Origin of the sequence: Methanobacterium sp., assembly GCA_039666455.1 — an archaeon.
Lineage (GTDB): Archaea > Methanobacteriota > Methanobacteria > Methanobacteriales > Methanobacteriaceae > Methanobacterium_D.
Window position 1 is genome coordinate 1 of record JAVSLW010000025.1, and the last position, 12,406, is coordinate 12,406.

General features: G+C 34.6%; 12 protein-coding genes. 3 read left to right on the forward strand and 9 right to left on the reverse strand.

All coding sequences use genetic code 11. The features are described 5' to 3' along the window. Positions 1-217: 217 nt before the first annotated feature. The 3 genes from PQ963_06935 to PQ963_06945 form a co-directional block, all read right to left on the reverse strand. On the reverse strand, positions 218-2,809 hold the full coding sequence (locus PQ963_06935) for a hypothetical protein (protein MEN4029395.1): 2,592 nt from the start codon (positions 2,807-2,809) through the stop codon (positions 218-220). A 200-nt stretch (positions 2,810-3,009) separates the two neighbouring features. Further along, on the reverse strand, positions 3,010-4,020 hold the full coding sequence (gene fwdF, locus PQ963_06940; GenBank protein MEN4029396.1) for a tungsten-dependent formylmethanofuran dehydrogenase subunit FwdF: 1,011 nt from the start codon (positions 4,018-4,020) through the stop codon (positions 3,010-3,012). Positions 4,021-4,025: 5 nt separating this feature from the next. After that, complete coding sequence (locus tag PQ963_06945) at positions 4,026-4,217, reverse strand: 4Fe-4S binding protein (GenBank protein MEN4029397.1); 192 nt, start codon at positions 4,215-4,217, stop codon at positions 4,026-4,028. Between the two features lie 452 nt (positions 4,218-4,669). Between PQ963_06945 and mobB the strand changes: the two genes are divergently transcribed. Beyond that, positions 4,670-5,389 carry a molybdopterin-guanine dinucleotide biosynthesis protein B gene (mobB, locus tag PQ963_06950; protein ID MEN4029398.1) on the forward strand — a complete coding sequence of 240 codons (720 nt, stop codon included), beginning with the start codon at positions 4,670-4,672 and terminating at the stop codon, positions 5,387-5,389. 291 nt (positions 5,390-5,680) lie between these two features. Further along, a complete protein-coding gene (gene fdhD, locus PQ963_06955; GenBank protein ID MEN4029399.1) occupies positions 5,681-6,433 on the forward strand; it encodes a formate dehydrogenase accessory sulfurtransferase FdhD in 753 nt (250 codons plus the stop codon). Positions 6,434-6,442: 9 nt separating this feature from the next. Here the strand turns inward: fdhD and PQ963_06960 are convergent, their stop codons facing one another. Together PQ963_06960 and hxlB are read right to left on the reverse strand one after the other, a co-directional pair. After that, positions 6,443-7,168 carry a SagB/ThcOx family dehydrogenase gene (locus PQ963_06960; GenBank protein MEN4029400.1) on the reverse strand — a complete coding sequence of 242 codons (726 nt, stop codon included), beginning with the start codon at positions 7,166-7,168 and terminating at the stop codon, positions 6,443-6,445. Positions 7,169-7,202: 34 nt separating this feature from the next. Then, a complete protein-coding gene (hxlB, locus tag PQ963_06965) occupies positions 7,203-7,787 on the reverse strand; it encodes a 6-phospho-3-hexuloisomerase (GenBank protein ID MEN4029401.1) in 585 nt (194 codons plus the stop codon). 229 nt (positions 7,788-8,016) lie between these two features. On the opposite strand from hxlB, the gene PQ963_06970 reads away from it, so the two are divergent. Next, positions 8,017-8,886, forward strand: a complete 870-nt coding sequence (locus PQ963_06970) for a LysR family transcriptional regulator (GenBank protein MEN4029402.1) — start codon at positions 8,017-8,019, stop codon at positions 8,884-8,886. A gap of 280 nt (positions 8,887-9,166) precedes the next feature. On the opposite strand, the gene PQ963_06975 is transcribed toward PQ963_06970, so the two are convergent. The 4 genes from PQ963_06975 to PQ963_06990 all read right to left on the reverse strand — a co-directional run. After that, positions 9,167-9,490 (reverse strand): hypothetical protein, encoded by a 324-nt coding sequence (locus PQ963_06975; GenBank protein MEN4029403.1) that lies wholly within the window; start codon positions 9,488-9,490, stop codon positions 9,167-9,169. A gap of 328 nt (positions 9,491-9,818) precedes the next feature. Further along, positions 9,819-10,739 (reverse strand): hypothetical protein, encoded by a 921-nt coding sequence (locus PQ963_06980; protein ID MEN4029404.1) that lies wholly within the window; start codon positions 10,737-10,739, stop codon positions 9,819-9,821. Between the two features lie 105 nt (positions 10,740-10,844). Next, positions 10,845-11,834 (reverse strand): tetratricopeptide repeat protein, encoded by a 990-nt coding sequence (locus PQ963_06985; protein MEN4029405.1) that lies wholly within the window; start codon positions 11,832-11,834, stop codon positions 10,845-10,847. 87 nt (positions 11,835-11,921) lie between these two features. Further along, a partial coding sequence (locus tag PQ963_06990) for a hypothetical protein (protein ID MEN4029406.1) occupies positions 11,922-12,406 on the reverse strand: 485 nt, incomplete at its 5' end.

A 12,406-nucleotide genomic window follows, 5' to 3' on the forward strand; every position in this document is an offset into this window, starting at 1 on the left:
TAGCCACATAAATTTTTGTTTTCATTTTAGAATATTTAAAAGCCTCTTTTACAAGCCGTGCATCTGCAGGATTATCTTCAACCAGTAATATATCTATTACAAATTTATTCAATTTACCACCACTTAGCCTAAAAATTCGCTGCTATTAGTTTTTAGAGGCATATACTTAAAAACTTTTACTGGGATGTACACTGAAAAAAAAAATAAAGAAAATAAATTATTTTCCGAGTTTTTCAGAGCTTCTTCTAATAGCAGATGTGATACTCTCTCTTCCAAGATATACCAGAACTAGTATAGCTGCAAGAAGTACTGCTCCAGCTAAAGGTACAACAGGTATTCCTGAAGCAGTTGGAGCTTGAGCAGGAGCATCTCCTAATGGAAGTCCTGGTGCTATTTCTCCTGGTGCTGCAGTTTGCTCTCTTATCCCACTTACTGCTTGAGTAATTCCGGACATAATTCCAGTTCCTTGATGAACTGACAGGGATTGGGGTTCAGGAGCAGTCGGAGTTACTGGTACTGGTTGAACTGGCCGGGGTTCAGGAGCAGTTGGAGTTGGAGCAGTTGGAGTTACTGGTACAGGTGCTACAAAATTCATCATAAATGCTTGTGGGTCACTGCCTGCAGCTAACATTGTATTTAGATCTTTTTGGGTTAAGGATATGTCCTTGGTCACGTTGAAAGCCTTAAGTAGTTCTGCATACCTTTCTTTACCTGGGATAGCCTTGTCCACGTACCATAAAGCCCAGTAGGCTGTTTGGTAGAAGTGGTTGTTGTTTGGAATATCCTGGTTTTGCATTGTGTTTATGATGTTACGATCCATCTCAAGCAATATAGCTTTACCTGTATTGGTGGCTTCATTCCAGAGGATGAATATTCCTGCTGTATTTGTATTACGGATTCTGACTCCTGGTGTGAAGTAAGTGCCTTCTGCAGCTGAAGTTCCAAGAATATGGTTTATAACCATCTCTTTACAGTGGGCAGGGAAACCTACATGTATGTAGTGTGAGTTAAGTGGGAAGTTTCTTCTGACATAATCTGCAATTACATAGCCCTGTGTAAACCCTGAACCAGGACAGGCACCACCTACTGAAGCTGCTAATAACTCATAAGGAACTCCATGAGCCCATAGATTAGCTACAGCCACAACATAGAAATCCTGTTGCGCATATTCCTGTATATTGTATGCCCTGTTGTTTGTATATGCACGTTCCACTGCAACTGACTTATTCCACCCTTCCGAGTTTCTTGAACCTGCTAAATTGGAATTAAGCCCTATATCAAACACATTGAGATCTGTTCCACCGTATGTTACTGGAACTATTCTAAGGCCTGTAGCTGCATTATACTCTATAAACACGGTGTTTAAGACTACATTAGGTAAATTCCCAGACTTTTTAACAAACGCAAACCATAAAGGAGTCCATATAGACCTGCTAAGGCTCAAGAAGTTGTCTATTGTGCTACCTGTAACACTTCTAATACCATCAAGGGCTCCTAATGTTGATCTGGTTAATTTTCCCTGTTCATCTTTTAACAGTGTATAGCCTGCTGAGGTTATGACCAGATCCTCACCAGTTAGTTTAGAGCCGAATGCTGCTTCAGCCATTAAAGCTGCTTGTTCACCTATATTTTTAAGAGTATTGTAATCGCTGGTTGTTAAAATACCTGTATTTTTATCGTACTGGTGGTTTGAGTTCTCCAGCTTATTTATATAGGTTCTATCAATTCCATGTCCTGGTGTGTAAGTAGTTCCCACAACATGTCCCCAGAGATAGTTGAAATCACTCTGATTCATCTTTTTTAGGGAATCAACAGATATTAGTAAGCCCATATTCCCGCTGAATATATTTTTTTGAGTATATAGCCATTGCAGAAACTTTATTTGCTCTAATCCTCCACCTGTCACTGGTTTTCCGTATTCATTTAATAGTGAACTATTAAATTTCATTACAGCCATGATTCCATTACCTGGTGAAGTTGTAGAACCACTTCTATCCCACCAGATGTAGGCACTTTCAAGTGGATCACCATTGATCATGCTTTGATAGTTTATCATCAGTGGGTCAGATTGATTTGGTATCTGTCTTACCCATTGGGCAGGATTAACGCTCAATATGGTCATGGGTACGTTGTCATCTCCCCCTCCAGGAGTGGTCATGACATGGTAAGATTGTGCACTGTTCATCAATGGAAAGTTGTTCTGGAAGCTTTTAGCCTTCACATAACCACTTAAAAGCCCTTCTGATACTCCTCCGCTGGTACCTGCAAACTTAAGCAGGTCTTTAGGTGCTCCATTAGCCCATGCACTTGCAATACTTACTATTTCAAATGCATTTATGCCTAATTCCTGTTTTATATTATTCCACTGTGCTTCATTCATACTAACTAAGGCGCTGTTAGATAGGTAGACTGTGTTACTGCTATTAATGGTGAATGCATTTCCAGATGGAATAGGTGTGTATCTTCTTGCAAATACCTCGTTTCCACTTTTTTTAACAAAGATAAATTCCAGAGCACCATTAGGGTCATTTAATGTTACCATATTTCCATTACCTGGAGTTATAGCACTGGTGGTGTCTAATACACCCTGAAGACTATCCTCAGTTGAACCTCCTTTATATGATGCTGAACCTGCTGTTGTTATTAACAAAGTATCGTCAGAACTGGTTGAATTTGTTATACCCAAATCTGTACCTGCATTTTTTGTGACCTGTGTACCTATATCATGGGTTTCATTTGCTGAAACTGCTCCACAAATCACTAATACAAAAATAAGTGCAGCAGCCATAAATACCATTTGCCGCTTCATATTTTCACCTCCTTTTTTATTGTGAAACTTGATTTATTGATATGAATATATATACTTATCCATTTAAAAATAATCAAAATATTAAAATTTTACCCTATTTTTCACGTTAATAACTGGTTTATTGATATGTTTTTACATACTTTTCGATCTAAAATTCAGGGATTTAAAAATGAAAATAAAAAGAAAAAGTATAACCTGAATTAAGCATTTTCATCCATTAACATGGAAAGACGCATTTTCCAAGAATTAGAACGTATATTGTTAAGGTTCATCTTGTCGCGTTTGATAACAATACATTTTTGAGGACATGCCTTTTTACAGGCTCCACAAAGTACGCATAAGTCTGGATTTATAACGGATTCATTATCGACTATACTTACAGCGTTACATGGACAGACATCCTCACATGCATGACATGATTTTCCTTTACATTCTTTATCCTCATCTAAAAATATCTGACCTTCAAATGGCTTGCTGACCACAGCAGCATTTACAGGGCATATTTCCTGGCACCAGCCACAGTTTATACAGATATCTTCATCTAAAATAATGTTTCCATTAATTTCAGGCTTGGATATATCATCTCTGTATATACAGGTAGTACATATCACTTTTATCGCATTTTCAGGACATACACGCTTGCAAATACCGCAGTAAACACATTTGGATTCATTTATACTTATCCCTTTAGCTATTTCAGGATTACTTGAGCTTAAATCGTTTGATTCTATGGATATAGCTTCAGCAGGGCATAGTTCTTCACACATTCCACAGTATACGCATTTTTCCAGGTCTATATCAGCTTCTCCTATTACAAGACCTGATCTATCAGGCATTGTCCTGATCATATGAATTGCATCCCTTGGACATGCTTTTACGCAGTTTCCACAGTATATGCATTCTTCATTGTCAATTTTAGCTTCATGCTCCCATTTAGGGTATTCTTCTATTTCTCTAATATTTTGATCATCAATTTTACACTCCAATGCATTAAACGGACATGCAGAAGCACAAAGACCACATAAAACACACTTATTTTTGTCCATGTTGATATATTCCATTTTTACAAGTCCTCTTGCTATTGGAAGAACAGGGCCCAATTTAATACATTCAGTAGGACATATATCAGAACATATACCACACCCAACACATTTTTCGTTTTTATGCTCAAGAGAACGTTTCTGACCTACGTTTCTTTCTACAGATACCATTTCAATCAACTCTTAGTTATTGCCTGATTTGGACAGTTTTGAATGCATAAATCGCAGTCATCGCAGTTTTCAAGGATCAGTACAACATCCCCACCCTGATCTATTAACGCTCCTTTTTCACATATCTTCATGCATAATCCTTCTCCAGGACAGTTTTCGATTTTTCCGCACTTTTCAGTGTCTATAATCACTGGCATAATTGATCACTCCTAAATAATATTTTTTGATTTATACTCTCTCTCGATACGAATATATAAACATATCGAAAAAAAAGCTGTTGGGCTACCTGGTAATGGGGGCATCTCCCAATTTTTGGACGTGGAATTTCTTTCCTTTCACCAGATAAGTCTATAAATGTAATAAAATTAACTTTTAAGAAATAGAAATTGTTACTGCTCATTTCCACGTCCACTATCTAAACCAGGCATTTTGAAATTTCTTGAGATAATTATATCTAATTTTTACTTTTTTAATGTATAACCCTCTTCGAAATGTAATCAGTTACACTTATAGAATAAAGAGTATAAAAAAGAAATCATGTGGCCTTTTCTCTATTTAGTAGTTAAATTTTTCACTTAAAATTAAATATTTTAATATTAGATATAAACTAATAACAAAGGTTATATGCCATTTTTAAAGGTGTTATAATATGAAGATTATCAGCGTGATAGGAACTAAAGATACTGGGAAAACTACTCTGGTGGTTAAAATCGTTGAAGAACTTGTAAATCGTGGTTTTAAGGTAGGAACAGTTAAACACGTGCACGGAAAATTTGATGTTGAAGGTAGAGATACATGGAAGCATAAAGAAGCAGGAGCAGAACTTGTAATCGGCTCTGGAGATGAAACATTTTTCCTTTTAAACCAGCGCCTGGAACTGGATAATATACTTACCATGACAGAATGTATGAAAAATATTGACTATCTTGTAGTTGAAGGGTTTAAACATTCACACTACGCTAAAATATCAGTATCTCTCCTTGATGATGAATATATAATTAAACAGGTAGATCCGTTTACAATTAGCGACAGTAATCTTAAATCTCTGGTTAACTTAATAGAAGAGCGTAGTTACAGCAGATTACCTGAATTAAACTGTGGTGAATGTGGTTATGATAGATGCAAGGATTTTGCTAAAGCAATGGTTAAAGGAAAAATTACTGAAACTGCATGTGTAATGAAAAAAGAAAGAAGCATTAAACTTAAAATTAACGGTCTTTCCGTTCCAATGAACCCATTTGTACAGACTTTTGTAAGAAACACTACTATCGGAATGTTATCTTCACTTAAAGGAGACGAATTAAAAGATTTTGAAGGGAAAAAAATAGAATTAAGCATTAAAAACGGTACTATTGGAAAAACCTACTGAATATAGTAGTTTTAGAGGTTTTTTCCCTGAATTAGATGAATCAGAAGAATTTGGAGAAGTAACCAAAAAAAGTTAAAGAGATCTATTAGATCAAATACAGTTATTAATACAACCACAAAGCGAGCCAGATTCAATACCTTCTGCAAGTTCCTTAAGTAAATCCACATCTTCTGCTTTACCTTTTCTTTCAGTGGAATCATAATCTATTGGAGTGTCAATAAAAGTTTCTGGAAAATCCTGAATTCAGTAACTTATCTTTTTACTAAAATATATTTCTAAAGAGGTTATATCATGCCAGAAATGGTCAAAAAAGTAAATGCCATAAGGGTGGGCAAAGAAATCCTTGAAATAGAAGAAATAATAAGTAATGATCAGGAAATAAGAATCATAGTTAATAAAACTGTTATTGGAACTTTTTCAATGAGTCCCACTCACTTAAAAGAGTTTGCTGTCGGATATTTACTTGGTGAAGGATTATTAAGCTCTAAAAGTGATATAACAAAACTAAAAGTTGTTAATAGAACGATCGAAGTTGAAACCGACCTTGCTGATTTTGACCTTAGAAGAGAGCTTGTAATGAGTTCAGACTGTTTTGGAGGAATGAGAAGCAAAATAGATTTAACAAAAAAGGTTGAGTCAGACTATAAAATATCAAAAGAGATGGTTTTTGAAGCATCGAAAAAATTAAGGGAAAGTTCTACTGTATGGAGCACTACAGGAGGAACTCATATCGCAGCGCTTGTAGCTGAAGATACGTTTATCTCTATTGAAGACGTAAGCCGTCACGTGGCCATAGACAAAGTTATTGGGGCTTGCAAGCTACAGGGAATTAATTTTTCCAATAGTTTTATGTTTTCAAGTGGCAGAATGCCTGGAGATATGATAATAAAGATTGCAAGGGTTGGAATACCAATTATAGCATCTAAATCTGCCCCTACTTCTTCAGGATACATGGTTGGAGACGAAGCTGGTGTTACAATAATAGGGTTTGTTAGAGGAAATAGATTCAATATATACACCCATCCAGAGCGGGTTTTGTATTAATTTCAGTTTTTAAAGTGCTGAATAGCCAACAGGATATATATACAGAGTTTTTTCATTAGCAGGTATTCTTAATATCTGGCGAACACTGTCATCCCTGAATGAACCTAAAGCCACTGTTGCAAGATTTCTGGATTCTGCAATCAAATAAATGTTCTGACCAGCGTGCCCTGCTTCCATATCCACAAAACGGGTGCTCAACTTTTCATCTTTGTATTTATCTATCATTTTATGGTAATTTCCAGTGATTATAATGTTTACTGGTGCTTCTTTTACCCATGGCTGTCCATTTGCAGCTTGAGATAACTCAGGACGCACATCATTTCCTAAAATCTGCTCCAGACTGTGATTAAAAGGATTATAATGGTAAACACCCTCGTTTAATCCTTTTACCCCATCCCTACCTATTGAAAGGTATACTTCAAGAGGATATGTACGTCCAGCTGATGGAACCACTCTAAACTTCGTTGTTTGATTTGTAATCCCATAAACAGCCCACATAAGCTGTGAAATATCCTGTAAGGTTAAAGATTGATTAGTGTACCTTCTAACAGATCTACGATCATGTATTGCCTGTTCTACAGATATATTACCAGTTATTTGAGGTTCCGGAAGATCAACAGTACCAGTAACTATTATTTGTTGAGTTTCATTAGACTTTGGCCAGATAAGATAAGCAATAACTGCTGCAAGCAGAATAATCAGGAGTATTAAAGTAATTTTTCCCTTTATAGACATGAAACCGTTCCTTTAACTTTAATGGAAATTAAATTCACTCCAAAACTGTATGCCGCTCTTTTAAATCCTCCTCAGTTTTTCCCATCTTATTCATAAGCTCTGCAATAATCCCTTCAAGGAATATCAGGGTTGAAACTTCAAATAATGTTCCAAGAGGTGCCAGAGGTTGGTGTCTTCCATTTATCTGGCGTTTAATATAGTCTTTCTCAGAATCAATTTTGGTCCTGCCTTTAATGTGTATAATAAGATCAGAAAGTTTTCCAAGAGTAGAATCTTCATATGAAGTCACTGCAATTATTTTTGCATTCCGTTTTTTACTTATTTTAGCGGTGCTGATGATGAAACTGGTTTCTCCTGAACCTGAAATTGCAAGCAGGCAATCATCCGGATTTATAGCGGGAGTTATGGTTTCTCCAACCACATAAACATTTATTCCAAGGTGCATCAGCCTCATAGCAAAAGCTCTTGCAACCAGCCCCGACCTTCCAAGACCAATTATAAAAACATTGTTTGCAGAAATTAGCATGTCCAGCATTTCATCGATACTTTTACTGTCTATTTCTGCCGATACTTCCTTTACATTGGTTATTATTTCGTTTATGGCTTTGTTTATAATCATTTTCTCACCGGCTGCAGAATTGTTTTTAATATATCCTTAGTCTATCTACATATAAATAGTGATTTTTGTTATATTAATCTATAGAATAAAAACAGATACAATTAAAAAACTTCTGGGGCTGTAAAGTTACAGGGTGTTATATTTTTCACTTCAAATAATCTTTATTTCAAAAAAATGGGGAATGCATCCAGCTATCAGCCTGAATTTCTTCAAAAGTTAAGTGGTTTAAATGGAGTATAAACCCAAAGTAAGCATTATTATAGATGGAAATACCTACAGCTACAGGCTTTTTGAAGCTCTTAAAATGGTTTCAAAGACTTATTCCCAGCGCAGGGCAGCTGAAAAGATGGGTATATCTCATGCAGTATTAAACCGCCGCATAAAAGATGCAGAAAAGAAATTAGGGTTTAAACTTGTCTTTAGTAGTGGTGCAGGCTCTTTACTAACTGAAGATGCTAAAATAATTCTAAAAAATTATGAAAAATATGAAAAAAGACTTAAAAAACGTGAGAAGATCATAATATGTGGAGGGTATGCGTCTTCAAGGCTACTTGAAATTTTAGCTGATGAATACGGGCTTGAAGCTGCTGTTTATAAGACCGGGGATAAAAACGCACTTTATCTTGCAGACTTTGACATGGTAGATATTTTAACGCTTGATGATCCAGTCCATGCATTAATCAGTGACATGGATTTTACTCCAATAGCATACGACTACCTGGTACTTGTAACTGGCAAAAAAACATGTATAAACAATATTAATGACTTGAAAGGGAAAAATTTTGTGGAAATAGAAGATTCTGCTCAAAGACTTGCCTGGAACACTCTGGATGATAAGGGAATTCCCTATAAACTTAAAATTGGGTTTAAATCACCCTATGATGCCCTTAAATTTATAAATGACAACCCGGACTATTATACATTCATAAGCCATAGTCTAAATGAAGGTTTGGAAGTTATTAAAGAAGATACTCGCCATATTATAAGCTTCATTGCATGTAATAAAGATGATGAAAGAATTAATAGGTTTTTAGACTTTATTTTAACCTTTAAAGGTCAAAAAATAGTTGAAAAGTGCGGATTTGAAAGGATAAGGTAATATTACTCTACCAGTTTTCATGATCCCTGTTTTAAAAACTAAAAAATCCATCAAACACACGAGTCTGGAAACTTCATCAAATACCGTTCTCCAATGCACTACCCAATACGAATATGAAAAGATTTGCACAGATGTCGTACAGCAAATACTGGATCGAGCGAGCATTTGAAAATGCGAAAGGGATAGCAGGTTATACAAAATACCGTAAGAAATAAACCATTTTATGCATTAACCACTGATAATTTACTCACATATAAAGGTATAGCAGATGAATTAGGTGTTATACCTCAAAATGATTTTCACAGAACCTTCGGATAGGGGATATTATTGTTTTTTTGATGAAAAAATTTATCGATCTATCTTTTTTTCCTGATTTAGTGGCGTTTAACGTGATTTTGATAATGGAAACATTTTTTGGGATTTCCAGCTTATATATAAATCTATTTCTTGTATCTAGAGGTATCACTTGATTATATATCCCCAGATCACTTGACGTGATTCTAACAGTTGCATTTACTTCTGAAGAACCATTTAAAACGCACTGATTAGTGTTATAATCTACAAAAACAATCATTTCCCCATTATCAGTGTAATCCGCATTCACAAATCCATTTGAAGGATCAAAATTAAGACCGAGTAGGGTTGAATTCTCGACGGGAGTTAAAAAGCAAACTATCTGGTTGCGTATCAAATGATAAATAAAACCCACTAATACCACAATGATCAGTTAGATCATCTCGGCCCACAGCCTTCAATACTACATAGCCATTAGATTCATATGCTTCTAAGAAGTTCCATTTATGAATGCATTTACCATGTCGATCATTACTGAACCTACAGGTCCTGAAGTTGGAGTATTAGCATGGTAATCAAACCGAGAAGCTTCAACAGACAATTGTCTTCATATGATCAATGACAGTTATCCAATCCTCTCACCACAATACCAATCTCAAATCTGGATTAAATAAGCCCATAATAAAATTAAAAATCATGAACAGAACAACTACTAAGAAAATCATGAATAGAATTCCTTCTCTCATTCTTAAATCAAATGGAACGACCTTATTAATTTTATCTGGGAATAATACAATACTCTGCATTAGTAAACCAAAAAAGATCGCCATTAAACAAAACTCTAAAGATGGATTACCTTCCATAAAATAGAAATGAAGGCGTGAAATCCCATAACCAGTAGTTTGAAAACCCAATAATGCAGATAAAAGCCAATAACCATAGGGCATATAACCGGGCCCTAATTCTATACTCATCTTTGGACCCTCATATTTGGGAATACTTTCATCGCTAAAAGTTTTAATACGCTTAAACATGAATAGAAGTGGATAAATCGTTGAAACACCTAATCCGATACCAAATGGAATGTTATTGGTGGTTATTCCCATAGCAATGCTCGTTAAAAAGAAAAGAGGAGCAAAAAATAAAGTTATCACTATTAGCATCTGTTCATATTTTCCATTCCCATATTTTTCAGTTAATCTCTCATAATAATAAGTATATACAACTCCCATCACTGGAATTGTGCAAAAAGCAAAGAAGAATGGTAAAAAATCAAGACCTATTAAAACACCACAAGACAAATAGGTCATAATGAATATAAGCGGTATGAAATATATTGAAGATAATACTTCTTTTTTTAATTTTTCATTATAACCATCCTTATTAGATTTGAACGCTATTTCCAATCCCTTTTTGGAAAACAGTAGTTTTATATTTTCAATTAAAGCTCTTTTAAAGTCCATATTAACACATCCATAAAAATTAAGGGTTGGAAAGATATTCTGTGACATTGTTATATTGTGCTGAACTATACTGGTTAATTTCTTGACCATTTTCATCCAATATTACACTTATCTCATTAATTATTGTGTGAATGCCCTGTTCTATACTTTGAGATTTGACAAGATTTTGAACAGCTTCTTCAAATAAACAATTTTGCCAATTCAAGAGGTGGAATACAGAATTTCATCTCTGTATTTTCTAGCATCCTCATCCTCAGGATCCAACTCTAAAGCCTTATCAAAACATTCTAAAGATTTATTAAACTGATTTAGATCAATAAAAACAATACCTCTACCTATCCAAGCTGAAATATTGTCCGGATCTAATTCCAAAGCTTCATCAAAGCATTCTAATGCTTCTTGAGGTTTACCCATTTTTTTAAGAATAAATCCTTTATTAATCCAGAAGTAGTTATCTCCCATATCTAATTCCAAAGCTTTATTAAAACAATTAAAAGCCTCATTAGATCGATCCAAATTAGCAAGAGCAATACCTTTACCATTCCAAGCTAAAGCATCATCAGGATTTAACTCTAAAACCTTATCAAAACATTCTAAAGCTTCATCAAATCTTTCTAAATCAATAAGAACGTTGCCTTTACCACTCCAAGATAGAGAATACTCAGAATTCAGCGTTAATGCTTTATTAAAACATTTTAAAGCTTTATCAAGCTTTCCCAAATCAACAAATATCTTACCTTTCCCTTGCCAAGCATGATAAAATTTAGTATCAAGTTTTAAAACCTTATCAAAACATTCTAAAGCTTCATCAAATCTTCCTAAATCAACAAGAACCTTACCCTTATTATACCAAGCATAAAGGGATTTAGAATCTAAATCTGAAACCTTATCATGACACTTCAAAGCCTTATTTAAACACCCTAATTTCTCAAAAACCACGCCTTTACCATTCCAAGCTTTAATGTGATTAGGATCAATTTCCAATGTTTGATTATAATAATCTAAAGCTTCATGATATTTACCCTGATTAAACAAATTATGGGCCTTTTTAAGCAATGAATCTTTCCTAAACCTATTAAATAATCCTATAATAACACCTCTTTGAATGTTAAACTGATCTTTATTGTAAATAATATCAAATAAATTAATATAAGAGAAAAGAAGAATGTATTCTTCTTTCTTCCATTTCAAAGTTTATCAAAGCTTAAAATATCTTTAATTCTGTTTTTTATCCCAATATTAAATTTTTCAAAGATTTTAAATATTTAAGCCCCCAATTTATCTACTCTTTTCAATAATCAATTTATTGATAGTATTATAGGTTGAGTATCCCCATTTATAAATAGGCTCATACGCCATACGTACAATAACCATAGCAATAGTAACATATATTGCAGCTTTTATAAGTTTAGACGGTATTTTTCCCCCTCCAGAATATAGAAAAGTTTCTGAAAGACGAGTTTCCTTTAGAAATTGTTTGTTTATATTTACATCTGCTTTGTTTGGTTCTTTAGGATAAGGATAATAATCCCTGCCTTTCTTACCTGCGTAATTTATGCGAGATAACCATTCTGGTTCTGAATTAACCAAAGAATTACCTAAACTCAGAGCTAATTCTGTCTGCAGGTCATAGTAGCAGTAGGATCCGCAGAAACCATTAGCTGTGTTCATATCCCTTACAACACCTGTTTCGGGGTCAATTACAAATATTAGGTCATCTCGGCCCACGGCTTTCAATATTACATAGCCATTAGATTCATATG